We start from the raw sequence: 26,615 nt of genomic DNA, 5'->3' as shown, positions 1-26,615 counted from the left end.
AATGAAGTCAAAAAGGGCTAAGAGGGGAGAGGGGAAATGCATGGCCATAACAATAAAAGATGTGGCACAGTTAGCGAATGTTGCACCTTCAACAGTTTCTCGAGTGATTGCAAACAATCCTCGGATAAGTGAAAAAACAAAGGTACGGGTACGTAAGGCGATGAGTAAATTAGGATACCATCCAAACTTCATTGCACGCAGTCTTGCCAATCAATCTACCAGGATCATTGGCTTGGTATTGCCAAGTTCGTCAAATGATTATTATCAAAATCCGTTTTTTCCGACGATCCTTCAGGGTCTAAGTGAAGGAGCTCAGGAAAATCATTATTCCCTGTTGCTAAACACGGGAAAAACAGAAGATGAAATCTACGAAGGAGTAGTGAATATGGTGCAGGGGGGGATGGTTGATGGAATTATCCTGATGTATTCAAGGATGAACGATCACATTCTGACCTATTTGAGAGCAAGGGCTTTTCCATTTGTGATCATTGGGAAACCCTATGATTTTCTCGAGGAGATAACATATGTTGATAATGATAATGTCTTGGCTGCCGAACAGGCAACGGATTACCTCATACAGCTAGGGCATGAGAGGATTGGATTCATCGGAGGTGACATAACCCTTGTGATGACCCTTGATCGTTTGTCAGGATATGAACGGGCATTGAAGAGGGCTGGAATCGATCGAAGGGGGGAATATACCCAGCATGAAGATTTTTTGCATGATGGGGGACAAACAGCTGCAAAAAGGTTACTATCCATCGATGAACCGCCAACCGCTTTGGTGGTCAGTGATGATCTTATGGCACTTGGCATCGTGCATTCACTTCGCGAGATGGGCGTGCGCACTCCTGAAGAAATTTCAATCGTCAGCTTCAATAACGTTCTTTTCTCTGAACTGTCATTACCAGCCCTGACTTCCGTAGATATCAATATTTTTGATTTGGGATATCAGGCCGCTAAGGGCATCATTCAAATGCTGCAGACTGGAGATGCTCCCGCTGGGACCATCATTCCACATCATTTCGTGGAAAGGCATTCCTGCAGATCGATTAAGCAAGGTGCAATGGCCATGACTTATTGAACGAAAAGGCATTGCATAAAAGCAATGCCTTTTTTCCCTAGAAATGCACACTGAAACTTTTGAATGCATGTACACCCGTTCCGTGTCTAACCAAATTATTCTCTTTAAGGTATTGAATGGCTTCAAGGACTTTCACAAAGATCCCTGGTTCGAGGCCGAGTTGGTTGTGTCCGCCATATATTTTGGATACTGCCTTGATTTTTGCGATTTTTTCTAATGAATTCACAAGGTCTTCAGGGCTTGTAGAGGGATAAAATGCATAAACTGGAGTATCTGAATAAAGCAGGTCGCCAGTAAATAAATAACCTGTTTCATTATCCAAAATTGAGATGTGGCCAGGTGAATGCCCAGGTGTGTGATAAATCCCTAAACTGCGGTTCCCAAGTTCAATCGTGTCCCCATCCGATAAGAGCCTATCAGGGGACCCCTGGTATGGCTTGTATGTAGAAGGATCGAATGATTCGGGTATGGGGACAGTGATATCCCGGGCCATGTTCTTTCTTATTTGTTCCAAGGACAAACCTTCAATGCCGTTGATCAGCCAGTTGGCATCATCACCATGAACATAAATTGTCTCATAATCCCCATGACTGCCAATATGATCCGCATGAACGTGTGTCGTCAGGACGATAATCGGAAGATCGGTTAGCTGGTCTGTAATCCGCTTAATCGAACATATGCCTAATCCTGTGTCGATTAACGCAGCTCGGGTCTCCCCAAGTAATAAAAAGGAATGAACCTTCTCCCAATGACCATATTCACTGATTGCAAACGTTCCTGAGTCCAATTCCTGAACGGTGAACCATGGATCTACAATATTTTTCAAAAATGAATCCACTCCTTCCCATTCATATATTCCGCATTAACCGGAAATATCCTGCTTGAAAGATAAAAGCAGTGGATTTGTGATATCCACTGCTTTTGAAAGGGGAAAACTTATCCGTTTACCACGCTCCCGCCGTTTACGTGGATGACTTGTCCGCTGACATAGGATGAATCATCACTTGCCAAATATACATAAGCTGGTGCTAATTCCTCTGGCTGCCCTGCACGGCCCATTGGAGTATCCTGGCCGAATTTGGCAACATCCTCTTCCCCGAATGAGGCAGGAATCAGCGGTGTCCAGATCGGTCCTGGCGCAACACCGTTCACTCTGATGCCATCTTTTGAAATGGAGTTCGACAGGGCCCTTGTAAATGCCAATATTGCACCTTTTGTTGAAGAGTAATCGATTAGTTTTGGGTTGCCTTGATAGGCTGTGATAGAGGTTGTATTAATGATGCTGCTTCCTTTTTTAAGATGCTTCAATGCAGCTTTAGTTAAGTGGAACATCGAGAAAATATTCGTGCGGAACGTTTTTTCCAATTGTTCAGCTGAAATGTCAAGGATACTTGTTTGCACATGCTGTTCACCGGCGTTATTGACTAAAATGTCCAAACCGCCAAATTCATCAACCGTTTTTTTGACGACATCCTGGCAGAAGGCTTCATCACCGATATCTCCGGAAATGAGTAAACATTTCTGACCTTCTTTTTCAATCAATTCTTTTGTCGCTTTGGCATCCTCGTGTTCATCCAAGTATGCAACTGTCACATTCGCTCCTTCCTTGGCGTAATAAATGGCAACCGATTTACCGATTCCGCTGTCTCCTCCTGTTATGATTGCCGTTTTACCTTTTAGTTTGCCGCTTCCTTTGTAGGCAGCTTTAACAGAATCAGGGTTCGGTTCCATTTTTGTTTCCAATCCAGGTTGATGCTGTTGATGTTGAGGTGGAAATCCTTGTTTGTTCTGATTTTGGTTTTGGTTAGTCAAGATTAAAACGCCTCCTGTTTAATTATCTATGCTTTTTCTATTCCTTTTTTAGAAAAAAGAAAACATGGGAAAAATGACCAAATGATTAGGGGTAATTATTTATATAACTAAGGGAACATGACTAGTCTTTCCATGTTACATGAAGGAGATTCATTTGAAGAATAAGGGGGAAGACGGCTATTGGGGCAATGCAAATAAAAAAAGACCCACCCAAAGGTGAGGCCTTCATACTTAGCGGTAATTTAAGAATTGTACATCAATGGACAGATCAGCGCCCCGGATTGCGGAAATGATTCCTTGCAAATCGTCCCGGTTCTTACCTGTAACACGGATTTGATCATCTTGGATTTGGCTTTTCACTTTCAGACCGCTGTTTTTAATGATGGTATTGATTTTTTTTGCTTGTTCCTTATCGATGCCTTGAATCAACTTAGCACGTTGGCGAACGGTTCCGCCAGAAGCTCCTTCTAATTTGCCATAGTCCAGGTTCTTGACTGGTACGTCACGTTTAATGAGTTTACTAATGAGAACATCCTTCAGCTGTTCAAGCTTATATTCATCGTCGGACACTAAAACAAGATCTTCTTTTTCAATGGTGATGCTGCTTATACTCCCTTTAAAATCATAGCGTGTTTGTATTTCCTTCATAGCCATGGTAACTGCATTCGTTACTTCTGAAAAGTCTACTTTCGAAACAATATCAAATGAATTTTCCTTTGCCATCACTTACCTCCAGCAGGTTTTATTTCCTTTATTATAGAGAAAGTGTGATAGGAAGACAACTATCTAAACCATATTAAAAAAGCGAGGGGACAAGCCCCTCGCGTCATTTATGGTCTGTTTTCTTCGAATAGGAGTGCTTACCCGCAACAAGATTTTCCTGATAGGCGACATTTTTTTCAGCATTTCTCGCCTGGTTATCTTTTGGCCTTTTGTTGTCATCGGTTGTTTTTGACATAGAGAAAACTCCCTTCCATTATCTGATCAATATATATTGTTCACAATAATGGAAGGGAGTATGTATGTTTATGATTTCTCAGGGGTATCGTTTAAGAAGAAGAGGGCAATTGTACCAGGACCGGCATGTGCACCGATGACGGAGCCGATTGTATGGATCATGAAATTGGTTGTCCCGAATTCATTTTGAATGGCTTCCTTCCATTCCATGGCCGTCGCTTCATCATCACCATGACTGATGGCAATCGTTTGGTTTTTTAAATTTTTTCCTCTTTCGTGCATTAATTCGATTACACGTTTAATCAATTTCTTTTTGCCGCGTAACTTTTCCAGCGGAACAAGCTTCCCATCTTCTACATGCAATAACGGTTTAATGTTTAATAAACCGCCAACAAGGGCAGATGTTTTGGAGATGCGGCCGCCACGGGCCAAATATTCAAGGTTATCTACAGTGAATAGATGCTCCATATGCCGGGTTTGGAATTCTATGTCAGCTAGGATTTCTTCTTTAGTGGCACCGTTTGCTGCTAGATCGGCTGCTTTCTTCACAATTAAACCGACGCCCATCGAAGCGCATTTTGTATTGACGATTTCAATGTCAAGGTCAGGGTACTCTTCCTTCACCTGATTAAGAATCATCACTGCCGTTTGATATGTTCCTGATAACTCAGAGGAAAAGGCTATATATATCCCTTGTTTTTTCTCTTTGGCAAACTGTGTGAAAAGTTCTATTAAGCATTCCGGGGAAGCTTGCGATGTTTTCGGGGATTTTCCCTCAATCATCGCCTGATAGACTTCGTGAGAATTAATGGTAAGTAAATCTTCATAATTTTTCCCGTCAAGATGGACTTGTAAAGGAATTAATGAAACATTGTTTTCCTTATAGAAAGACAACGGCAAATCACATGCACTATCTGCAAGAATTGTGATAGCCATAATACACCTGCTTTCCTTTTTACAATTTTTAGAAAATGAGTGGACACTCTACAATTTAGTGTAGCACGTAACGGTAAAAATTCAATCTCTACGTAAATAGAATAAATAATTAAGGGTAAAAAGATAATAGAATAAGGGTGAAATGGAGGTTTTTAGGATGTACAGTGGTGAAATGAAGAAAATTATCATAGTTGTGGTCGGAGCATTACTGAATGCCATCGCAATGAACTTTTTTCTAATACCGGCAAACGTATATGCAAGCGGCTTTACAGGAGTGGCCCAACTTCTATCGAGGATGATTGGTTCTTTTGCTCCTTTTAATTTATCGACAGGTATTCTATTGTTTTTATTAAACATTCCAGTAACGATCATTGCTTGGCGAAAGGTTGGAAAGTCTTTCACTTTTTATAGTTTCCTCAGCGTTGTCTTGATGTCCTTCTTTATGGAAATCATTCCGATTACACGCTGGTCACCTGACATATTATTAAATGCGGTATTTGGCGGCGTCATAGCTGCAGTAGGTGTGGGGATCACCTTAAAATACGGTGCATCGACTGGCGGAATGGATATTATCGCCATGCTTCTGTCACGGAAGAAAGACAAACCCGTGGGTACTTATTTATTTCTGCTGAATGGCGTGATCATTGTAACGGCAGGTGCTGTATATGGACCGGAAAAAGCTTTGTACACACTTGTTACCCTTTACACATCGACCCGGGTCGTTGACGCGATTCATACACGGCATGAAAAGCTTACTGCCATGATCATTACAAAGAAAAGTGAAGAACTTAAACAGGCAATCCATGCTAAATTAGTTCGCGGAATCACAAGAGTTCCTGCAAAAGGGGCGTTCACCAACGAAACTAAGGAAATGTTATTGATTGTCATTACAAGGTATGAATTGTATGACCTTGAAAAGATCATCAAGGAAGTGGATCCACACGCTTTCACAAACATCATAGAAACTTCAGGCATTGTTGGAACTTTCCGCAGGGAATGATATGAACAAAAAATTAAGGCCATTACACTTCTATTACAAAAGGCAATATTTAGGCGTTTTAAGTTTAATGCCTGTATCAAACGGCTAATTCTTATATTGTAGCGCCAATTTAAAGTCTTATGAAGGAGTGATAAAAATGGCTAACGACGAAAAAATGAGCAGACAGGAAGCAGGTCGTAAAGGCGGGGAAGCCACTTCTAAAAATCACGACAAGGATTTTTACCGGGAAATTGGACAAAAGGGTGGAGAAGCCACGTCGGATAATCATGAGAAGGAATTTTATCAAGAAATTGGACAAAAGGGCGGAGAAGCCACCGCAGATTCCCATGGTAAAGACTTTTATAAAGAAATTGGTGAAAAAGGCGGTAAAGCACGAAATAACAATTAACAAAGCGAAAGCCTCCAGGAATCCTGGAGGCTTTCACGTTATTTAGAGTGGTTTTCCAGCTCTTCCTGGAGTTCTCGCAGTTGTGCTTTTTCGGCCTCGCTCGTATTGGCAAAGGCTGATGAAAGAGCGTTTTTAGCGATTTCCTCTGTCTTGCGCTGGTCACCGTCATGCTCAGAATGGAGAGCATTTTTAGCGATTTCCTCTGTCTTATGCTGGTCACCGTCATGCTCAGAGTGGAGAGCTTCTTCAACAAATTCCCTTGCCTTCTGGAATAAATTGTTTCCCATTAGAAGCCACCATAGCTTTGTTCTGACATAATTCTTAACCTGTCTTTTTCAGCCTCTTCAAACGTAGTGTGATAAGGGATTTTTTCGGCATGCCTGGCAACACTTTCTTTGCCTTGCTGTACAAATCGTTTAGATTTACTGCTTTTACCCATTCTTATCTCCTCCGATTCTGAGCGTTGTCGACAACGGAATGGAAGCTGTTGTCCATTTTAGTTTGGCTTGAAAGAGAGATATTATGAAGGTAAAAAATGACGTATTAGGAATTAGGCTTTTATATTGAATTTTTCTTCGAGGAAGACCGCTATACCATCCTCTTCATTCGTTAATGTAGTCGTATTTGCTACCGTTTTTACAGGTGAAATCGCATTTCCCATGGCCACCCCGGTTCCCGCAAAATCAAGCATTTCCAAATCATTATCTTCATCACCGAAAGCGATTATCCTGTTTTGAGGAATTTCCAGATAGTTGGATACACGTTTTAAACCTACGGCTTTACTTAACCCGCTTTTTATTATTTCGATGATATGAAAAGGCTCTGCCCAGCGGCGGTGATCGACCAATTCTGCATGGACATCGGATAAATGCTGGCGAATCTGCCCAACGAATTCACTATCTGTGTGAATTAGCATCGAAGTTGGGGAATCCTGAAGGTAATTGCGCAAGTCACCTGTCTTCATGGTCGGATTTCCTACATTGAACATGTTCATCAACTTTTCATCATGATAATGAACATAAACATCATCTCGGACTTCTGCGATGATGTTGTGGTATTTAAACTGATCACACGCTTCAACAATATCTTTGGCAACACTTATATCCAATGGAGAGTGATATACCCCCCAGCTTGTATGCAATGGGTGATGGACGAAAGCGCCATTGAAATTAACGATGGGTGTAGTCAACCCCAATTCCCGGTAATAAAGTTCACTTGAGCGAAAAGGACGCCCGGTAGCGATCATAACTTCGTGTCCATCTTCTTTTAGTTTTAAGAGTGTTTTTTTAGTCCTTGAAGAAATGGTTTTGTTATCTGTAAGTAAAGTACCATCAAGATCCAATACGATTAAATGTTTCTCAGCCATGTACACACCTTCTGTTCTTTTTGATTTCATTATATGCAAATATTGTTAAGCCCATTTTAAAGTAAATGTAAATCTTTTTCATTCTTTATGCATTCCTGTATGATATTACTATATCCAAAATCATGATGATTAAAGCGAAGCTCAGGTTTAAGGAGCGGAATGATGAATGCCAATGCCATTTTGATAATGGTATTGAAAAGACCGGAACAAATTATTCGGAGGGGTTAATTTGATAATTATTGAAAAAGAACTAATTGGACATATTCCTGTATTGCACATAGGTGAAGGAACCACTTTCAATCAGGAATTGCCGGTTATTATTTTTATACATGGTTTCCAAAGTGCAAAAGAACACAATCTTCACTATGCTTATTTATTGGCCGAAAAGGGTTTTCGTGTGCTTCTTCCCGATGTGATCCATCATGGGGAAAGGGGAGCTGGTTTGAGTGATTCTCAAATGATGCCCCGTTTTTGGGAAATGGTATTACAGACAATCCAGGATTTATCTTTGTTGAAGGATGATTTATTATCCCGAAAATTAATTGATCCTGACAGAATCGGCGTAGCTGGTACCTCTATGGGGGGAATAGTGACTAATGGGGCCCTGGCTGCCTATGAGTGGATATCCGCCGGAGTCAGTTTAATGGGAAACCCATCATATGTCGCGTATGCAGAGCTCCAAATTACGGAGATTAAGAAAAGGAAAGTTAATTTCCCAGCTACTGATGAGGAAGTTTCCAAGGTGATTGAACAGCTCAAGCCATTTGATTTGAGTCTGAATCAGGATAAGCTTTCAAACCGTCCGCTTCTTTTTTGGCATGGTGCCAAAGATCCGATTGTGCCTTATCAACATGCATATCGTTTTTATGAAGCTGTCAAAGCAGGGTATAATGAGGCAGATGAAAAAATTGATTTCATCCTTGATTCTAAGGCTGGGCATAAAGTGAGTAGGGAAGGCGTACTTATGACTGCAGACTGGTTTGCGAAACATTTACTGTCAACTGTGCAAAATGCTTAAGTACTCACTCAAAATCTGTTATGATTCTAATACGGACATAAAATATAGTCTAAAATGGACATAATGATGAAAACAGACTATCTAAAACGAAGAGATTTTCCATAAAAGGAGTGATTGAAGTGGATCAAGATACAAAAGATATTATATTTGGAGCTTTGGAGCAGGTCATTGACCCTGAGCTTGGCATAGATATCGTTAATTTAGGCTTGGTATATGATGTGGATATGGATGAGGAAGGTCTGACTACCGTGACGATGACATTGACTGCCATGGGCTGTCCGCTAGCTGGCACGATCGTCGATCAAGTCAAATTGGTTCTGGAAGATATCCCAGAGGTAAAGGAAACGGATGTGAAGATTGTCTGGAGTCCGCCATGGACTAAAGACAAAATGTCCAGGTATGCTAAAATTGCATTAGGCATCAAATAATAATTCTATATAGAAATGAAAAGCCAGTCAAAAAACAGTGAATCCATTCAATTGAGTCACTTTTTATGGTCTGGTTTTTTCTAATACTTTCGGCTAGGAGTGGTTAATTGAACAGTCAAATTAAAGATTCATTGGACAGGCCACTAAGGGATTTAAGGATTTCAGTCATAGATCGCTGTAACTTTCGCTGCCAGTATTGCATGCCTGCTGAAATTTTTCATGAGAACTTTCAGTTCCTGCCTAAAAGTGAGCTATTATCTTATGAGGAAATTGTAAGGCTTTCTAAAATATTCGCAAGCTTAGGGGTAAAAAAACTAAGGTTGACAGGCGGGGAACCATTACTCCGGAGAGATCTCACCACTCTGATTACAAATCTCGTCAAAATCGAAGGTATTGAAGATATTGGACTGACTACGAATGGTGTCTTCTTGAAAAAATATGCCGTGAATTTGAGGGAAGCTGGTTTGCAAAGGGTGAATATCAGCTTAGACAGCCTCGATGATGAACTTTTCAAGAAGATGAACGGCAGGAATATCGGCATAAAGCCTGTTATTGAAGGCATCGCAGCTGCCAAAGAAGCTGGGCTTGGCGTTAAAGTGAATATGGTAGTGAAAAAAGAAACCAATGAATCTCAAATCCTGCCGATGGCCCGATTTTGTAAAGAAGAGGGCATTCAATTACGCTATATAGAATTCATGGATGTCGGACATACAAATGGCTGGCAGTTGAAGAATGTCATTACGAAAAAAGAACTTCTTGAAATGCTCCAAACCGAATTTGATTTAGAACCGGTTGAAGAAGATTATTTTGGAGAGGTGGCAAAACGCTACCGTTATAAAGGCACTACTGCAGAAGTGGGCTTCATAACCTCGGTATCCGAGTCTTTTTGTTCAAGTTGTACACGTGCACGTCTCTCTGCTAATGGAAGTTTATATACATGCCTGTTTAATGGAAAGGGACATGACTTGAAGTCATTGCTCCGTTCCGGCATGACAGATGAAGAATTAACCGGGTTCATCATTTCGCTTTGGAATCTTAGAGACGACCGCTATTCGGATGAGCGGGCAGCGGGAACGGCCAAGAAACAGGAAAAAATCGAAATGTCATTCATTGGCGGGTAATATACAAATACTCCTTCCGAATGAATAAAAAATGAAGGGATGGCAATTACGCCATCCCTTCATTTTTTTATAGTTAATTAGGAACTTCTGATGCCAGTCAATGGACGAAATCGATTTTTATGCTTTTTTTATGCATATTTATATTTTTTTATAGGAATCCATGGAAATGAAAATAATTAAATGGTCCTAGGGAAAATTCAGCCCTGAAATAAACGCCGATCATTTTCAGTCAGTACGGCATTATTTATTTATTTACTGCTTTTTATGTGGGATTTAATCGATGGTACAGATTTCTATTGGACAGTTTTCACAGTCGATTTCCTGTTTCAAAAAATCAAAGTCAAGAATCGTAATGCGCCCCTTTTTAATGGAGATGACATTGTTTTTCCTTAATTGAGATAGCATTCGATTGACTACCTCGCGGGATGTGCCGCAAAAATTGGCGAGTTCTTGGTTTGTAAAAGGAAGATTGATAACTTTTCCGTCTTCTGCTTCAGTGCCATAACTATTTGATAAACGGATAAGGGTGGAGTAAAAGGCACCTTTCTTGCCGTGCAGGAGCATATCGCGGAATTTAGCCTGATTTTTACGGTTCTGAGCCGATAACCATGTCATCATCTCGACTGCAAGATGGCTATCTGAGGCGATTTTCTTTTCTAATGCTTCTTTGGAGATTACCGCAACAGATCCATCTTCCATCATCTTTGCGTTCATCATATATTTAGGGTTTGGAGAAAATAAGACTGTTTCCCCAACCAAATCATTCTCCGAACTAATGCGTATAGTTAATTCCCGACCGTCAGGAACAACCTTACTCACTTCTACTGTACCTTTTAAAATGTAATACAAATCACTTGCTGGGGTGCTCTCGTGAAAAAGGTAGCTCCCTTTTTCCATATGTTTAACTTGCTGTTTATTATCTAAAATGGAATGCATCCGATTAGATAACGATAATTCATTCATGCAAATGACCACCTTTCCAAATGCCGTTAAAACTCACTCACTATTTGATTTAAACGGAAAAAACACTAACAGTCAACAACTTTGGATAATTCTAGGAATTTAGATGGATAAATTTTCATTTTAAATATTAGTTTATAATTTTATAAAAATACATTTGATTTTATTTTTATTCAGTCTTATAATAATAGAATCAAAGAATGACAGGGACCTGAAATTATAGGAGATGGTTTTATGAACGTATCAATAGTAGGTGCAACGGGTTATGGAGGAATGGAACTAATAAGATTCTTGAATAATCATCCGCAATTTAAAATAAAATCATTGCATACTTCTTCCCAATTTGGCCGAAGTTTATCTGAAGAAAATGCACATTTCATGCATATGAAAGACAAATTAGAAGTAATTGACCCGGAAGCGATTGCAAAAAAATCCGATATTGTATTTCTTGCAACTCCTTCTGGTGTTTCCTCGCAACTGATTTCGGAATTTTCTGACCTTGATATTAAAGTAATCGACCTATCAGGAGACCTCAGGCTTCAAGCTCCAGGTGAATATGAACACTGGTATAAAAAACCAGCAGCGCCTCAGCGCATTATTGAGGAAGCCGTATACGGATTGACTGAATGGAATGCCGAAGCAATAAAAAAAGCAACGATTATTGCAAATCCAGGGTGCTACCCAACCGCATCACTCTTAGGTCTTGCCCCTTTATTCATTGAAGGATTGGCCGGAGCAGCTACCGATGTGATTATTGATGCAAAATCCGGGGTTTCCGGGGCGGGTAAATCACCTTCGGCAGTCACCCATTATAGTGAAATGAATGAGAACTTTAAGATATATAAGGTAAATCAACATCAACACATACCGGAAATCGAACAACAGCTTGGGAGATGGTCAACAGGTCTACAGCCTATTACCTTCAATACCCATCTTGTTCCAATGACAAGAGGGATTATGGCGACGATGTATATAAAGGTAAATCGGGAAACCTCAAATGTTGAATTAAAGGATTTATACGAAACTGTTTACGAGAACCACCCATTTGTCCGAATACAGCCCCTTGATCGCTTTCCATCCACAAAACAAGTATATGGATCGAACTTTTGCGACATTGGCGTTGATTATGATGAAAGAACAGGTAAGGTAACGGTGGTTTCAGTTATTGATAATTTAGTGAAGGGTGCTGCAGGGCAGGCTATTCAAAATGCAAATATATTAATGGGACTAGAAGAAACGGCAGGACTATGGAGCAGTCCGCTGTATCCGTAAACTTTGGAGGAAAAAAAATGAAAACATTACAGCCAGTTGAAGAAATCAAACAAATTCAAGAAGGAAACATTTTAATGCCCCAAGGGTTCAAAGCGGCAGGTGTACATGCAGGATTACGCTATTCCAAAAAGGACGTTGGCATCATTTTTACTGATGTCCCAGCATCAGCCGCGGCGGTTTATACACAAAATGTTGTTCAAGCCGCTCCAATCAATGTAACGAAAGACAGCATAGCCGTTAATGGAAAACTTCACGGCATTGTAGTGAATAGTGCTTGTGCGAATGCTTGTACAGGTGAACAGGGGTTAAAAGATGCAAATGAAATGAGGAAGCTTGCGGCTCAAAAGTTCGGTTTGAAGGACCATTCATTTGCAGTGGCTTCAACGGGAGTCATAGGGGAATTCATGGAAATGGAAAAAGTAAAAAAAGGCATAGAGTCATTGCAGCCAGAAAATACACCTGAAGCTGCTGAAGCTTTTGGTACAGCCATTTTAACAACGGATATTGTAACGAAGAGCTGTGGCTATGAAACGATTATTGACGGAAAAACCGTGAAAATGGGCGGTGCTGCGAAGGGGTCGGGAATGATTCATCCAAACATGGCCACAATGCTTGGTTTCATTACGACGGATGCTGTAATTGAACCGGATGATCTACAGCAAGCACTTTCCTCCATTACAAATGATACATTCAATCAAATCACGGTTGATGGTGATTGTTCAACGAACGACATGGTGTTAGTGCTCGCGAATGGAGAAGCAAACAATGAACCTTTGACACCTGACCATCCTGAATGGTCCATTTTCCTGGAATTATTAAAACAAACTTCCGAAAATCTCGCCAAACAAATAGCGAAAGACGGAGAAGGTGCCACAAAACTGATAGAAGTGAATGTTCATGGCATGCCTGCGAAGCAAGATTCACAGATGATGGCGAAGACGATCGTTGGGTCAAATCTAGTGAAAACGGCAGCTTTTGGAGCGGATGCAAACTGGGGACGAATCATCGCTGCAATGGGTAGAAGCGGAGTGGAATTCAATCCGGATCAAACAACGATCGTTTTTGGGGATATCGTCGTACTTAATGATGGTGAGCCGGTAATGTTTTCTGAGGAAGAAGCCAAAGTATACTTGGAAAATGAAAGTATCATCATTAATGTTTATTTGAAAGATGGTAATGAATCAGGAACGGCTTGGGGCTGCGATTTAACCTATGATTATGTGAAAATAAACGGGAGCTATCGTTCGTAAGAGGTGAAAAGTATGGACATATTAGTTATAAAGTGCGGCGGAAGCATCATTAATGAGTTATCGGAGTCTTTTTTCAATAGTGTTAAAGAGTTACAAAACTGCGGGTACCATATTGTCTTTGTGCATGGAGGCGGCCCTGATATAAATTCAATGCTTGAAAAATTTGAAATTGAACCAGTATTTGAAGATGGTTTAAGAAAAACGACCACAGAAGTGCTGGAAATTGTGGAACTTATGCTGGCAGGCAAATCGAACCGCAGCCTTGTTCATAAATTGGAATCCCATGGCATCAAGGCAATCGGTTTAAATGGCTCTGACGGTGGAATTCTTACAGGTGATTATATCAATGAACAGAAACTTGGAGCTGTTGGTGAGATACAACAAGTCAATACGGAATTATTCGGACTATTATTCGAAAAAGGTTATTGTCCGGTATTGACGCCCATTTCAACAACCGAAGAAGGCACTATATTAAATGTGAATGCCGATATGGCTGCAGGGTCTGTAGCAAAGGCACTATCGGCTGATATGTGTTTATTTGTGACCGATGTTAAAGGGGTCTTGAAAAATGGGCAGATCATTGACAGATTGAATGAAACGGAAACGAATAATTTAATAAATGATGGTAGCATCCATGGGGGAATGATCCCGAAAGTCACTACAGCGCTGTCGGTGCTGAATAAAGGGATTGAAGAAGTGATGATCGTTAGTGGGAAAGATCATTTTTATCAAGACGGACAATTCATCGGTACGAAATTTCTTCAGGAAGAAGGGGTATTTCAATGAGTAATATATTTCCAACATATGCAAGGTGGAACATTGAGCCAACAACAGCGTCAGGATTGAAGATTACGAGTACAGCAGGTAAAGAGTATCTGGATTTCACATCCGGAATCGGGGTTTTGAATCTTGGACATTGTCATGAGTTGGTAAAATCGGCCATCACGGAACAGCTTAATAAATATTGGCATGTATCGAACATGTTTCAAAGTTCCCTACAGGAACGGACGGCAAAAATGCTGGCTGATGCCTCTGGTTTAAGTCAGGTGTTCTTTGCCAACAGCGGTGCCGAGGCGAATGAGGCAGCTATCAAACTAGCACGTAAAGCTACCGGGAAAAGCAAAATTGTCACATGTCAGCAGTCTTTCCATGGCCGTACGTTTGCAACGATGGCTGCAACGGGGCAGGAAAAAATCAAGACTGGTTTCGGACCGATGCTAGCTTCGTTCGACTATGTTCCATTTAATGATAATGATGCCATGACTGCAGCCATCGATGAAAATACGGCAGCTGTTATGATTGAAATTGTTCAAGGAGAAGGCGGCATCCATGTTGTACAGCAATCATATCTGGACACGATTCAAAAACAATGCCAAAAACACGGAGCTCTCCTTATCATAGATGAAATTCAGACTGGAATAGGACGTACAGGGAAACCATTTGCATTCCAGCATTTCAATATCCAACCGGACATCATCACTACAGCAAAGGGGCTGGGAAATGGCTTGCCAATCGGGGCGATGATTGGGAAGGAAGCACTGTCTGAGTACTTTAACCCTGGAAGTCATGGATCCACTTTTGGAGGTAATCCCGTTAGTGTCTCGGCTGCCGAAGCCGTGTTAAAGGAAATTTTCCAATCAGGGTTTTTAAAAGAAACCGTTAAAAAGGCTGAATACCTTGAGAGCGAATTGGCAAAAGCATTAGAGGACATGGAAGAAGTGAAAGAGATTCGGGGTCTGGGAATGATGGTCGGAATTGAATGTAAACAAGATGTTCAGGTGTTTTTAATGGAACTGCAAGAAGAGGGCTTACTTGTATTGAGTGCAGGTCCTAAAGTGCTTCGTTTACTCCCATCCCTGACAGTTACCGAATCGGAGATCGATATGGCGATAAATAAAATAAAAAAAGTATTGGCAATAAAACAAACTATCTAAATTTATTGAATTTTTATGGAACAAAATGAATAATTATGCTATCGTATATATAAATATACATCATCTAAAGAGGTGAAGATCATGAAAAGCTATCTATATTTAGAGAATGGTTCCGTCTTTGAAGGGGAACTGCTGACTAAATCGACTGAAAAAACAATCACTGGAGAGATTGTCTTTTTCACAGGAATGACCGGATATCAAGAAGTGTTGACAGATCCTTCATATAAGGACCAGATTGTCATCTTCACATACCCGCTAATCGGAAATTATGGAATCAATGAACATGATTTTGAAAGTAAGAAGCCGCATGTTGCCGGTGTGATTGTATATGAAGGGAATATGAGCCATTCCCATTATCAAGCTAAATATTCACTTGGTGAATATTTAGACAAGTGGAACATTCCTCTTTTAAGCCATGTTGACACAAGAGCGGTCGTTAAGAATATAAGACAGGAAGGTTCCATGCAGGCAGTCATCACAGCGGAAGAAGAATACACTGTCGTACCTGGCCTGGTTGGTTTATCAGCCCACGTTTCTGAGGTATCCACAAAGGTTGTCGAGAGTTTTGGGGAAGGCGACAAGCACGTGGTAATGATGGATTTCGGCTATAAAAAATCCATATTGGATTCATTGGTAGAGCAAGGCTGCCGAGTCTCTGTCGTACCATTCGATACTGAATTCGAACAAATCAAGGACTTGAAGCCAGATGGAATTTTGCTTTCAAATGGGCCTGGGGATCCAAAACAGCTTGAATACCTTTTAGGAAACATTAAAAAGATCATTACGAATTTTCCAACGATGGGCATTTGCCTAGGTCATCAATTAACGGCCCTTGCCTTAGGTGGAAATACAAAGAAAATGCTGTTTGGACATCGCGGTGCGAATCAGCCCGTGGTCGATTTGAAAACGAAAAAGGTGTATATGAGTTCGCAGAATCATAGTTATGAGGTTGATGAACCGAGCTTACAAGGAACATCGTTGCAAGTGAGATTCAGAAACGTGAATGATAACACGGTTGAGGGGCTCATGCATAAAGACTTGCCAATCTTCACTACCCAATACCACCCAGAGGCAAATCCAGGACCTATCGAGAGTTCATTACTATTCAATGACTTTTTACAAATGATAAATGATTATAGCGGGAGAGAAAAAGCTTATGCCTAAGGACGACACGATACAGACTATTTTAGTGATTGGTTCGGGGCCGATTGTCATCGGGCAGGCCGCCGAATTCGATTATGCAGGTACACAGGCCTGCCTTGCTTTAAAGGAAGAAGGATATAAAGTCATACTGGTCAACAACAATCCTGCAACGATCATGACTGATGATATGAATGCGGATGCTGTTTATTTCGAACCTTTAACAGTTGATGTACTGGAAAAGATCATTTCCAAAGAAAAGCCGGATGGCCTGCTCGCTACATTAGGCGGTCAAACAGGATTGAATCTTGCTTATCAATTGGATGATGCCGGGATACTTGAAAAATATAAAGTCAAATTACTGGGAACTCCGATCGACTCCATCAAAAAAGGGGAGGATCGTGAACTGTTCCGTGAGCTGATGTTTGAAATAGGTGAACCCGTTCCCGACAGTACAATTGTTCATACACTTGAAGAAGCGTTGGCATTTGCTGACAAAATCGGTTTCCCCATCATCGTTCGTCCCGCTTATACACTTGGCGGAACTGGCGGTGGGATTGCTGATTCACTGGATGCCTTTAAGGAACTTGTACGGGGCGGACTGCAAGAAAGCCCGATAACACAATGCTTGATTGAAAGAAGCATAGCTGGTTATAAGGAAGTAGAATATGAAGTTATGCGAGATGGCAACAATACGTGCATCACCATCTGTAATATGGAAAATATCGATCCGGTAGGGATTCATACAGGTGATTCGATCGTCGTGGCACCATCACAGACTTTATCGGACGATGAGTTTCAGATGCTGCGTGCCGCTTCCATTAAAATCATTTCTGCTTTAGGTATCATTGGTGGCTGTAACATTCAATTTGCACTTGATCCGAATAGCAAGCAATATTATTTAATAGAAGTAAACCCGCGTGTCAGCCGTTCATCGGCACTAGCTTCCAAAGCAACAGGTTATCCCATAGCCCGCATAGCTGCCAAGCTCGCTGTCGGCTACAATTTATCGGAGCTCATCAATCCAGTAACGAAAAGCACTTATTCAAGCTTCGAACCTGCTCTTGACTATGTAGCTGTGAAGTTCCCGAGGTGGCCATTCGATAAATTCACGAGCGCCAACCGCAAATTGGGAACACAGATGAAGGCGACTGGTGAGGTGATGGCTTTACACCGCAGCTTTGAGGGAGGAGTCCAAAAGGCCGTCGATTCTTTGGAATTGAAAACGATTGGGCTGCAGCTATCATCGCTAAGAAATAAAACGGTTCCTGAACTTTGGGGAAAGCTTGCCGAAAAATCTGATGAACGAATCTTTGTCATTTTTGAAATGCTTAGAAAAGGCGTGACGATTGAAGAAATCCATGAAGCGACAGCCATAGATTATTTCTTTCTTAAATCCTTTGCTTCATTGATCCAAAACGAAATGGAAATTGAAGCTAAGGAAATCGATCAGGTAACAAGGGAAGAACTTCAATCTTACAAGGAAAAGGGCTTTTCTGATCGCTATCTTGCATCCGTATGGAAAGTAAATGAAATGGAAGTGAGAGCGCACCGGAAATCACTGGGCGTAACTGCTGTCTACAAAACGGTTGATACATGTGCAGCCGAGTTCGAATCACATACGAACTATCATTATTCAACATATTTTGGTGAGAACGAACAGAAAAAAACGGCTAAAAAGAAAGTGTTGATGATTGGCAGCGGTCCGATCCGCATCGGACAGGGAATTGAATTTGATTACTGTTCGGTTCACGGTGTTTATGCACTCCAGGATGAAAATGTCGAAACGATCATGATCAATAATAATCCGGAAACGGTAAGCACGGATTTTGCGACGGCAGACCGCCTATATTTCGAACCTTTAACTCTTGAATATGTTCTGAATGTAATAGAAGCGGAAGATATTGAAGATGTTATCGTCCAATTCGGTGGGCAGACTGCGATAAACTTGGCAAAAGGCCTGGAAGAATACGGTGTCAATTTGTTGGGGACTACATTCGATACACTTGATCAATTGGAAGACCGTGATCGTTTTTATCAGCTCCTTCAAAAACTGGATATCCCCCATGTACCGGGTTCAATGGCTAATGGTGAAGAACAATTAATTGCCAGTGCAGAGGCAATCGGTTTTCCAGTGCTCTTACGCCCATCCTATGTAATTGGCGGCCAGGGAATGGAAATCATCCGCTCCAAGGAAAGCTTATTGAATAGAATCGCAAATGGATCGGCACTTGTATATCCCGTGTTGATCGATTCCTATATTCCAGGGAAGGAAGCCGAAATCGATTTGATTGCGGATGGAAACGATGTATTCATTCCCATCATTGCAGAACATATAGAGAAAGCAGGCGTCCATTCAGGGGATAGCATGGCGTTATTGCCAGCTCAATCCTTAACGGATGATATCAAAGATAAAATGACCCTTTATGCTAAAAAACTAGTTAGGGAACTTGGTTATAAAGGACTCATGAACATCCAATTCGTAATTGAGGGAAATAGTGTATATGTATTGGAAGTGAATCCTCGCGCCAGCCGGACAATTCCAATCATCAGTAAAGTGACTGATGTATCCTTGGTGCAAATAGCGACAAAAATATTGCTCGGGAAATATTCATTGTCGAATGTGTTCGAAAAAACGGGCTTAATGGAAGAAATTCCATATGCTGTCGTCAAATATCCGGTATTCTCTACATTTGCACTAAGCGGACTTGATTCGAAGGTAGGTCCGGAAATGAAATCAACAGGTGAAGGAATTGCCATCGGAGAAACGGTAAATGAAGCGTTGTCAAAAGTATTCCATGCTCAAAAAGCTAAACATACTTCAGGTGTTTATCAATCCGGATCAGTCCAATTAAATGAAGATTTGGTAATGCAAATCAAAGAAGCCGGTTTGACATTGGGGAATTCAGACTTTGATAAATGGTTAAATGAAGGAAACGGCGCAGTCGTTTTGGCATATGGAACAACGGTAGAAGATAAGAAGCTAAGGTTACTTGCAGCGAAATACAGACTGCTTGCATTTACGGAAGAAGAGACTTTCAAGGCCTATCTACAATCGTTAGAAAATGCTAATCCAGGGGTTACCTCGCTTCAGGAATGGCTTGTACCATATTCGAAAGGAGTGTCACACGTATGAGTTCAATGACGGCACCGACACAAGCGAAGATATTAAATGGAAAAGATTTTTTAACCATGAAGGAGTCTGCACCAACGGCAATTGCAGATTTGTTAAAGCTAGCGCAGACCATTAAAGCCAAATTGCATGCTGGTGAAGAATATACTCCTTTAAAAGGGAAAACGCTGGGGATGATCTTTGAAAAATCGTCTACCCGTACCCGTGTATCTTTTGAAGTAGGCATGATGCAGCTTGGCGGACACGCTTTGTTCTTAAGCGGCAATGACTTGCAAATTGGGCGTGGTGAAACTATTTCCGATACTGCAAAAGTCCTTTCTGAATATATTGATGGCATCATGATTCGTACCTTCGAGCATGAAAAAATCCTGGAATTGTCAGAAAATGCATCTATCCCAGTTATCAATGGGTTAACAGATCTTGCGCATCCTTGTCAGGTGCTTGCAGACTTCTTGACGATCATCGAGATAAAAGGGCAGCTAAAAGGCTTGAAGATGAGTTATATCGGTGATGGCAATAATGTTGCCAATTCATTGATGGTAGGCTGTGCAAAAATGGGAATGGATTTTTCCATCGGGTGTCCTGAGGCCTACAAACCTGATGAAAAGGTCGTAGCCTATGCCCAAAAAGTGGCAGAAGAGACTGGCAGTGAAATTGTGGTGACAACCTCAGCATCGGAAGCCATAAAAGATGCGGATATCGTCTATTCCGATGTATGGACCTCCATGGGGCAGGAAATCGAGAATAGTATCCGCTTAGAAGCTTTTAAAGATTACCAAATCAATGGTGAACTTGTAAAATTTGCCAAAGAAGATTATTTATTCATGCATTGCCTGCCTGCGCACAGGGAAGAAGAGGTAACGGCTGAAGTCATCGATGGACCTAATTCCGTCGTATTCCACCAAGCCGGAAATCGTCTGCATGCCCAAAAGGCGGTTCTGGTGGATTTAATGTCATAACAAAAAAACGTCTGCTCCCTGAGCAGGCGCTTTTTGATTCAAGCCGCTTTCCTGTATGTTCTTAATTTTTCTGACATGAATGTAAGGATACTGGTAATAATAACGGGGAAAGCATGTAAAAGGGGTGAAATCTATGGGGCAAAATCGCCAATTTAAGCCAGGTCAGAAGGCACCTAATAATGGGACCTACGTAGAAATCGGTGAAACGGGCAGCACGGTAGTGAATCCGAAAATGGTAAAGCTTGATGCAGGGGATTCTTTTCCTGAAACATCCAATCATAACCGGATTTGGACATATAAGCGGAAGCCATGAAACATCTAAAAGCAGGAAAAAGGAATGATCGCCATCCTTTTTCCTGCTTTTTCCTATTCAGGAATAACCGAATATTTTCGAGATTTCCAAACAGCTCTTTCTTAAATAATCGCTTAAGGGATCTTCATGATGATCTGGAATGCTTTCGGTGAACCCGACGGCAGTGATCGCTCCCAACAATTCTGAATTATAATTAAAAACCGGAATGGACATGGAGGAAACAGAAGGTACAAGAGGCTCTTTGGCAAAAGCTATTTTGTATTTCCGAATTTCATGATATTCATCCGTTTCTTTAAGGAACGAGCCTGTAACATTACGATCTTTTTCAATCCATTCGGCTGTCAAGGAAGGATCCTGAAAAACAGTGAATACCTTTCCGGATGAGGATGAAGGGGGAAGACGCGTACCTAACTGTGCCCCGATGTTTAAGTTTTGGTTTGAATTCCAAATTTTCGCCGTGATTGGTCCATCGTATGTCCAAACGGAAAAAAGGACTGTGCAAGAAGTATGGTGACTGATTTCCTGTAAGTAAGGAGTTATTCTGCTCGTGACATCCTCATTTCCTATTGCTGCCATGCCGTATTGAATCAGTTTGCTCCCAAGGTGATACATACCGGTTGTCTTATCGCGATATAGCAACTCAAGCTGAGTCAAAGTATTCAAATACTTATAGAGGTTACTTTTCGTTATTTCCGTTAATTCTTGAATATCAGAGAATCTTAAAGGAGTCCTTTGGGAAGCAAGTAAATCTATGATGCTCATCCCTATTTGTAATGATTGAATCGTCGAACCGGATTTTACGATTTCCATAAGTCAATCTCCCTAATCTGTTTTAATTTAGGTCTAGTATATCAGAATCTGTAAAATATAAATGGAATTTAGCACGAAAAACCGCCGTCTGCTTGAAGCTATCAATAACCTTTCCTGTTAAATAAAAAAATTCAGATGATCCCGAAGTACTCATAATGGTGTAGATGATAACATTTGCACAAAAATTCGCAATACTTTCTTGACAATATTCCGAAAATTAAGTTACTATTTATATAAATAGTGAACAAAGTTATCTATAAGTGAACGAGATGAGGTGTATAGCCATCCAAATGCTGGTTTGTAAAGTGAATCCAGCAGAATTAGGATAGTGGCATCAAAGATTGGTTTTTAAAAAAATCAAGATGAATAAAGGAGAATGAAATATGAAACTAGTAACTTTCAGCAGTCAAGGATTTAAACGTATTGGTGCAATTTACCCGAATAATGTAATAGTTGACTTGAACTATGCCTATCAAGCGCTACTTGAAAGCGAAGGGAAACTTCGCAGTGCACAAATCGCTGAAGCGTATGTCCCTGCAACAATGGAGGCGTTTTTACAGGGAGGGAATGAAAGCCTTTCCATCGCGAAAAAGGCTGCGGACTACGCTATTAACAATCGTGATTCCTTCAGACATAAATTGGTGCATGAAATTGAAAATATCAAGCTTGAGGCACCTGTCCAAAAGCCAGGCAAAATTATTTGTGTAGGACATAACTACCGTGAGCACATTGCTGAAATGGGTCGTGAACTGCCGCCATTCCCTGTGGTATTCGCAAAGTTCGCCAATACAGTAATCGGTCCCCAGGATGATATACCGTTTTTCCCAATCTCCGAACAACTAGATTATGAAGCGGAATTCGCTTTTGTAGTCGGACAAAGAGCACGTAATGTATCCAAAGAGGATGCTCTTGATTATGTGGCTGGTTATACAATTGCGAATGATGTAACGTACCGTGATATCCAACGGCGTACACTTGAGTGGCTTCAAGGGAAAACGGTTGAAGGAAGTGCTCCGATGGGGCCTTGGTTAGTCACTTCCGATGAACTATCCGATCCATCTGGCTTAAATGTCCGATTAACGGTAAATGGTGAAGAACGCCAAAAAACGAATACAGCCAACTTCGTATTCGATGTGAAGTATTTAGTTGAATTTTTATCGAATTTAATGACTCTTGAACCAGGTGACATCGTACTCACAGGAACACCTGGTGGGGTAGGAGTAGCCCGTGACCCACAAGTGTTCTTAAAAGATGGTGACGTTGTCAAAATCGAAATCGACAAAATAGGTTATCTTGAAAACCGTGTGCGACGTGTCGGGGAGGGAAAATAAAATGGCTTATCAGGAAATCGGGACATCAATCCAATCGGTTCAACAATCAATCGACCACATTCTTGAAACAGTGACAAACCTACCGGAAGAAACGATCAGATTTAAGCCGACAGATGATGAATGGTCAATCATGCAGATACTTTCCCATTTAGCTGAGGCCATTCCATATTGGTTAGGTGAAGTGGAAACTGTAATAGCGATGCCTGGAGCCAAATGGGGGCGTGGATTGCAAGATCCAGCCCGATTGGCAGCAGTTACCGATACTGACAAAATCGCTGTTGATGATGTCATGAAGCAAGTGGAGGAGCTTAAATATAAAGTGGAGAGCAGTCTCGGAAATCTTGATGAAGAAACACTATCCAAAGAATCGCCACACCGGAATTTCGCTAAATTCGGAAACAAACCAGTTTCTTATATTGTCGATCACTTCATCGATGAGCATGTTTCAGGACACTATGATCAAATTAAGCGAAATCTTTCTAAAATCCAGTGAGGAAAGATAAAAAAGAAAGCAGGGATAAATATGGCTGAAAAATCGGAATACATGGACAGTTCAATCGTAAAAGATTTTACAAAGGATATTCAGCAGTATAACCTTGGGCCACTGTGGGAAGCCATTCCCGCTTTGATGGACCATGAACCTAAACCTCATGCACATGCTTATTTATGGAAAGAAGAGCTTTTGACAAAAAAATTGATGGAAGCGGCTGAAATCTTCACACCTGACCGGGGAGGGGAGCGCAGGGCCATTTATTTTCAAAACCCTGGCCTCACTTATCGCCAGCCTTGGGGATGGGCTTCGACGACACAAACGCTTTATGCAGCAGTTCAGCTATTATTGCCAGGTGAAGTGGCCCCTTCTCACCGTCACTCCCAAAGTGCACTTCGTTTCATTACGAATGGTGAAGGTGCCTACTCCATCGTGCAAGGAGAAAGGATATTCATGGAAGAAGGAGATTTCTTGATCACGCCTAAAAACCTATGGCATGGTCATGGACATGTTGGCGAAAAACCAATGATTTGGATGGATGCCCTTGATATCCCGACCATCTATTCCATAGGTGGCACTTTCTTTGAACCATATCCAGATCGGATTGAAACGCCTAAACGTCCGGATAATTTTTCAGAGCTCCGTTATCAAGGCGGAATGGTTCGTCCAGTATCCGACCGTTATTCACAAGTGGCACCGCTTGCCAATTACAAATGGAATGGCACAAAAGCAGCGATAGAAGGATTAATGAATTTCGAGCCGGACCCATATGAAGGTTTTGCCGTGGAATATATCAATCCATCAAATGGCCAAACGGCCAATCCGACGATGGGGGCATGGATGCAGAAACTTCCTAAAGGTTTCCATACGAAAGCACATCGCCATACCCATTCCACAATTTATCAAGTGCACCAAGGATCAGGCTATACAGTTATTAATGGAGTGCGTTTTGACTGGTCCAAGGGAGATTATTTCGTCGTTCCGAATTGGGCATGGCATGAGCACGTTGCAGAAGCGGATTCTTACTTATTCTCGGTAAACGACCTACCAATAATGGAGAGATTCGATTTGGAACAGCAACAGTCATTAGACACAAACAATGGTTACCAAAAGATTGAAAGTGAATTCAAGCCTGTTTTGGTTTAAAAGTAATCTGTTTTGGACTTTCAGCTTGATCCTGATGAATATATGGAGGGCCAGCCGAATGAAAACGCTTACTGTGGCATTGGTCCGCAACTTTGGCTAAAAGCAACTAACAGGGGGAATTGATGATGAGCACAGAAAAAAAACCATTCATAGTTATCGGTGGGGGAATTGGCGGTTTGGCAACTGCTTTAGGAATTGCAGAAACTAAACAGTATGTAAAGGTCCTTGAACAAGCTCCTGAATTTGGGGAAATTGGTGCAGGGATTCAGCTTGCAGCAAATGCCACCAATGTATTGCAGCGTTTAGGCGTCATGGATAAAATCAATGAAATTGCAGTATTTCCAAAAAGGTTGGTGCTGATGGATGCCTTTTCCGGCAAGGAGCTTTCCGCTTTGGATTTAGGTGATGTTTATAAAGAAAGATATGGAGCGCCGTATGTTGTCTTGCATCGTTCCGATTTGCATAAAGTACTGGCTGAAGCCTGTGAAAATAACCCGTATATTGAACTGGTTACGAACCAAACCATTATTGAAACAGTAGAAAATGAAGGTGAAGTTACTGTTACTGCTGCTAACGGGTCTAAACATTCAGGAACTGCTGTCATTGGAGCCGATGGATTATGGTCCAAGGCACGAAAACTTTTTGTGGAAGATCAACCGATCTGCTCTCAATATGTTGCATACAGGGGAGCGATTCCGATGGAAGAGGTTACGAGCCATGGAGATTTAGATGATGTATATATGTGGATTGGGCCAAACCTTCATCTTGTTCAATACCCAGTTAGAAGGGGGGAACTTTACAACCAAGTAGTGGTGTTCAAAAGTTCTCAATACACGGAAGAAAATGAAAAAACTGATCAATGGGGAACCCCGGAAGAAATGGACAGTGTATTTGCCGGAACATGTGAGCTTGTTCAGAATGCGATTTCATTCATTCAAAGGCAACGCCGCTGGCCGATGTATGACCGGTTACCAATTGATAATTGGACTAAAGGAAGGGTTACGCTTACGGGCGATGCGGCACATCCAATGCTTCAATACTTGGCTCAAGGGGCTTGCCAGGCTTTAGAAGATGCAGCTTATTTGTCGGATATGCTTCATAAGCATGGAAATGACATTGAACAGGCATTTTTGGAATATCAAGAGGAACGCATTCCGCGTACAGCTAATGTTCAAACGAGTGCAAGAATGTGGGGGGAAATCATCCACAATACGACCGATGCAGGTATTCTGCTCAGGGATACGATCCTTGCAGGTCGCACGGATAAAGATTTCCAATTCGTCGATGAATTTCATGGTTATAATAAAACGGCCGTAAAAGCATAAGCCGTTTTGTTTCATCCAAATCAGGGATTTTATACATTTTACAAATGGGTCTGCCTTTCTTCTATCGCTTGTGTTTTATAAGCTGCATTTGCGGCTCGTGGAATGAATAGGCAAACTGTTTTGTACGATCTTGATTTATTTCAACTTGAAGGCGTCATTGATACGCTCGTGTTCCCTATGAACGATTTTCTTTTCAAATCTCTGCTTATTCGCACTGGCTTTCACATGTGTGGAAATGAAAGAGAAGTCAATGGCAGCCGCCATTAAACGAACCAAATGGTTTGCGGGCACAAGTTAATCTCGCTCATAGATTTATGTTTAGAAAACACCCTCATCACCTCAAGTTTTATTAATTCTAAGTTAAAAACAATGAAGACTTTTGGCAAAAGGGTTCTATATAAAAGTTAAAACAAAGTTAATTGGAACGGAAGGTACGAGACTC

General features: G+C 41.3%; 27 protein-coding genes and 2 pseudogenes. 18 read left to right on the top strand and 11 right to left on the bottom strand.

Annotated elements, in window-relative coordinates; all coding sequences use genetic code 11:
• Positions 1-40 precede the first annotated feature (40 nt).
• Entirely contained in the window at positions 41-1,084 is a 1,044-nt protein-coding gene (locus ACQKFG_RS02745) for a LacI family DNA-binding transcriptional regulator (RefSeq protein ID WP_353871637.1), read from the top strand.
• A gap of 37 nt (positions 1,085-1,121) precedes the next feature.
• Here the strand turns inward: ACQKFG_RS02745 and ACQKFG_RS02740 are convergent, their stop codons facing one another.
• The 5 genes from ACQKFG_RS02740 to ACQKFG_RS02720 form a co-directional block, all read right to left on the bottom strand.
• Complete coding sequence (locus tag ACQKFG_RS02740) at positions 1,122-1,901, bottom strand: MBL fold metallo-hydrolase (RefSeq protein ID WP_427556741.1); 780 nt, start codon at positions 1,899-1,901, stop codon at positions 1,122-1,124.
• A gap of 119 nt (positions 1,902-2,020) precedes the next feature.
• Entirely contained in the window at positions 2,021-2,896 is an 876-nt protein-coding gene (locus tag ACQKFG_RS02735) for an SDR family oxidoreductase (protein ID WP_427556005.1), read from the bottom strand.
• A 231-nt stretch (positions 2,897-3,127) separates the two neighbouring features.
• A complete protein-coding gene (locus tag ACQKFG_RS02730; RefSeq protein ID WP_063232211.1) occupies positions 3,128-3,619 on the bottom strand; it encodes a YajQ family cyclic di-GMP-binding protein in 492 nt (163 codons plus the stop codon).
• Positions 3,620-3,722: 103 nt separating this feature from the next.
• Positions 3,723-3,854, bottom strand: coding sequence for a DUF3941 domain-containing protein (locus tag ACQKFG_RS02725; RefSeq protein ID WP_192203682.1), 132 nt, complete (start codon positions 3,852-3,854; stop codon positions 3,723-3,725).
• A 68-nt stretch (positions 3,855-3,922) separates the two neighbouring features.
• Complete coding sequence (locus ACQKFG_RS02720) at positions 3,923-4,789, bottom strand: DegV family protein (RefSeq protein WP_192203683.1); 867 nt, start codon at positions 4,787-4,789, stop codon at positions 3,923-3,925.
• Between the two features lie 157 nt (positions 4,790-4,946).
• Here ACQKFG_RS02720 and ACQKFG_RS02715 point away from each other — a divergent pair, with 157 nt between their 5' ends.
• Both ACQKFG_RS02715 and ACQKFG_RS02710 read left to right on the top strand, forming a co-directional pair.
• The gene (locus ACQKFG_RS02715) at positions 4,947-5,789 is read left to right on the top strand and encodes a YitT family protein (RefSeq protein ID WP_192203684.1); all 843 of its coding nucleotides are present in this window, start codon (positions 4,947-4,949) and stop codon (positions 5,787-5,789) included.
• Between the two features lie 136 nt (positions 5,790-5,925).
• Positions 5,926-6,174 (top strand): annotated as a pseudogene (locus tag ACQKFG_RS02710) (KGG domain-containing protein); the annotation flags it as partial.
• A gap of 41 nt (positions 6,175-6,215) precedes the next feature.
• Here ACQKFG_RS02710 and ACQKFG_RS02705 read toward each other — a convergent pair.
• The 3 genes from ACQKFG_RS02705 to ACQKFG_RS02695 all read right to left on the bottom strand — a co-directional run bounded on the left by ACQKFG_RS02705 (position 6,216) and on the right by ACQKFG_RS02695 (position 7,543).
• A complete protein-coding gene (locus ACQKFG_RS02705) occupies positions 6,216-6,464 on the bottom strand; it encodes a DUF3813 domain-containing protein (protein WP_192203685.1) in 249 nt (82 codons plus the stop codon).
• The gene (locus tag ACQKFG_RS02700; protein ID WP_164468789.1) at positions 6,464-6,616 is read right to left on the bottom strand and encodes a hypothetical protein; all 153 of its coding nucleotides are present in this window, start codon (positions 6,614-6,616) and stop codon (positions 6,464-6,466) included. The genes ACQKFG_RS02705 and ACQKFG_RS02700 overlap by 1 nt, the downstream gene beginning before the upstream one ends.
• 111 nt (positions 6,617-6,727) lie before the next feature.
• Complete coding sequence (locus ACQKFG_RS02695; RefSeq protein ID WP_427555999.1) at positions 6,728-7,543, bottom strand: Cof-type HAD-IIB family hydrolase; 816 nt, start codon at positions 7,541-7,543, stop codon at positions 6,728-6,730.
• Between the two features lie 229 nt (positions 7,544-7,772).
• Here ACQKFG_RS02695 and ACQKFG_RS02690 point away from each other — a divergent pair, with 229 nt between their 5' ends.
• From ACQKFG_RS02690 to moaA, 3 genes are all read left to right on the top strand, one after another.
• A complete protein-coding gene (locus tag ACQKFG_RS02690) occupies positions 7,773-8,561 on the top strand; it encodes an alpha/beta fold hydrolase (RefSeq protein ID WP_349728990.1) in 789 nt (262 codons plus the stop codon).
• A 119-nt stretch (positions 8,562-8,680) separates the two neighbouring features.
• Positions 8,681-8,989 (top strand): metal-sulfur cluster assembly factor, encoded by a 309-nt coding sequence (locus tag ACQKFG_RS02685; protein ID WP_192203688.1) that lies wholly within the window; start codon positions 8,681-8,683, stop codon positions 8,987-8,989.
• Between the two features lie 107 nt (positions 8,990-9,096).
• Complete coding sequence (moaA, locus tag ACQKFG_RS02680) at positions 9,097-10,110, top strand: GTP 3',8-cyclase MoaA (protein ID WP_192203689.1); 1,014 nt, start codon at positions 9,097-9,099, stop codon at positions 10,108-10,110.
• Positions 10,111-10,383: 273 nt separating this feature from the next.
• Here moaA and ACQKFG_RS02675 read toward each other — a convergent pair whose 3' ends face one another.
• Positions 10,384-11,073 carry a Crp/Fnr family transcriptional regulator gene (locus ACQKFG_RS02675; protein WP_192203690.1) on the bottom strand — a complete coding sequence of 230 codons (690 nt, stop codon included), beginning with the start codon at positions 11,071-11,073 and terminating at the stop codon, positions 10,384-10,386.
• Between the two features lie 231 nt (positions 11,074-11,304).
• On the opposite strand from ACQKFG_RS02675, the gene argC reads away from it, so the two are divergent.
• From argC to ACQKFG_RS02635, 8 genes are all read left to right on the top strand, one after another.
• Complete coding sequence (gene argC, locus ACQKFG_RS02670) at positions 11,305-12,342, top strand: N-acetyl-gamma-glutamyl-phosphate reductase (RefSeq protein ID WP_427555993.1); 1,038 nt, start codon at positions 11,305-11,307, stop codon at positions 12,340-12,342.
• Positions 12,343-12,359: 17 nt separating this feature from the next.
• The gene (gene argJ, locus ACQKFG_RS02665) at positions 12,360-13,592 is read left to right on the top strand and encodes a bifunctional ornithine acetyltransferase/N-acetylglutamate synthase (RefSeq protein ID WP_342615262.1); all 1,233 of its coding nucleotides are present in this window, start codon (positions 12,360-12,362) and stop codon (positions 13,590-13,592) included.
• 12 nt (positions 13,593-13,604) lie between these two features.
• Positions 13,605-14,378, top strand: coding sequence for an acetylglutamate kinase (gene argB, locus ACQKFG_RS02660; RefSeq protein ID WP_192203693.1), 774 nt, complete (start codon positions 13,605-13,607; stop codon positions 14,376-14,378).
• Entirely contained in the window at positions 14,375-15,526 is a 1,152-nt protein-coding gene (locus ACQKFG_RS02655; RefSeq protein ID WP_427555989.1) for an acetylornithine transaminase, read from the top strand. The genes argB and ACQKFG_RS02655 overlap by 4 nt, the downstream gene beginning before the upstream one ends.
• Before the next feature lie 81 nt (positions 15,527-15,607).
• Positions 15,608-16,690, top strand: coding sequence for a carbamoyl phosphate synthase small subunit (locus ACQKFG_RS02650; protein WP_192203695.1), 1,083 nt, complete (start codon positions 15,608-15,610; stop codon positions 16,688-16,690).
• On the top strand, positions 16,683-19,802 hold the full coding sequence (locus ACQKFG_RS02645) for a carbamoyl phosphate synthase large subunit (RefSeq protein ID WP_427555986.1): 3,120 nt from the start codon (positions 16,683-16,685) through the stop codon (positions 19,800-19,802). Before ACQKFG_RS02650 ends, ACQKFG_RS02645 begins: the two co-directional genes overlap by 8 nt.
• Positions 19,799-20,758, top strand: coding sequence for an ornithine carbamoyltransferase (argF, locus tag ACQKFG_RS02640; protein ID WP_192203697.1), 960 nt, complete (start codon positions 19,799-19,801; stop codon positions 20,756-20,758). The genes ACQKFG_RS02645 and argF overlap by 4 nt, the downstream gene beginning before the upstream one ends.
• A 133-nt stretch (positions 20,759-20,891) precedes the next feature.
• Positions 20,892-21,071, top strand: a complete 180-nt coding sequence (locus ACQKFG_RS02635; RefSeq protein ID WP_034314546.1) for a YjzC family protein — start codon at positions 20,892-20,894, stop codon at positions 21,069-21,071.
• A gap of 57 nt (positions 21,072-21,128) precedes the next feature.
• Here ACQKFG_RS02635 and ACQKFG_RS02630 read toward each other — a convergent pair whose 3' ends face one another.
• Positions 21,129-21,881: an IclR family transcriptional regulator gene (locus ACQKFG_RS02630; protein WP_192203698.1), complete on the bottom strand. Its 753-nt coding sequence runs from the start codon at positions 21,879-21,881 to the stop codon at positions 21,129-21,131.
• A gap of 383 nt (positions 21,882-22,264) precedes the next feature.
• On the opposite strand from ACQKFG_RS02630, the gene ACQKFG_RS02625 reads away from it, so the two are divergent.
• The 4 genes from ACQKFG_RS02625 (at position 22,265) to ACQKFG_RS02610 (ending at position 26,173) form a co-directional block, all read left to right on the top strand.
• Entirely contained in the window at positions 22,265-23,212 is a 948-nt protein-coding gene (locus tag ACQKFG_RS02625) for a fumarylacetoacetate hydrolase family protein (protein WP_427555981.1), read from the top strand.
• A gap of 1 nt (position 23,213) precedes the next feature.
• On the top strand, positions 23,214-23,705 hold the full coding sequence (locus ACQKFG_RS02620; RefSeq protein WP_192203700.1) for a DinB family protein: 492 nt from the start codon (positions 23,214-23,216) through the stop codon (positions 23,703-23,705).
• A gap of 30 nt (positions 23,706-23,735) precedes the next feature.
• On the top strand, positions 23,736-24,848 hold the full coding sequence (locus tag ACQKFG_RS02615) for a cupin domain-containing protein (RefSeq protein WP_427555978.1): 1,113 nt from the start codon (positions 23,736-23,738) through the stop codon (positions 24,846-24,848).
• A 125-nt stretch (positions 24,849-24,973) separates the two neighbouring features.
• The gene (locus ACQKFG_RS02610) at positions 24,974-26,173 is read left to right on the top strand and encodes an FAD-dependent monooxygenase (protein ID WP_076367144.1); all 1,200 of its coding nucleotides are present in this window, start codon (positions 24,974-24,976) and stop codon (positions 26,171-26,173) included.
• A gap of 97 nt (positions 26,174-26,270) precedes the next feature.
• Here the strand turns inward: ACQKFG_RS02610 and ACQKFG_RS02605 are convergent.
• A pseudogene (locus tag ACQKFG_RS02605) lies at positions 26,271-26,422 on the bottom strand (IS5/IS1182 family transposase); the annotation flags it as partial.
• Positions 26,423-26,615: the final 193 nt, after the last annotated feature.

Source organism: Peribacillus sp. NPDC076916 (assembly GCF_050269675.1).
GTDB classification, from domain to species: domain Bacteria; phylum Bacillota; class Bacilli; order Bacillales; family DSM-1321; genus Peribacillus; species Peribacillus aracenensis.
The sequence above is the reverse complement of the archived record's forward strand: the minus strand, read 5'-3'. Positions and strand labels throughout refer to the sequence as shown.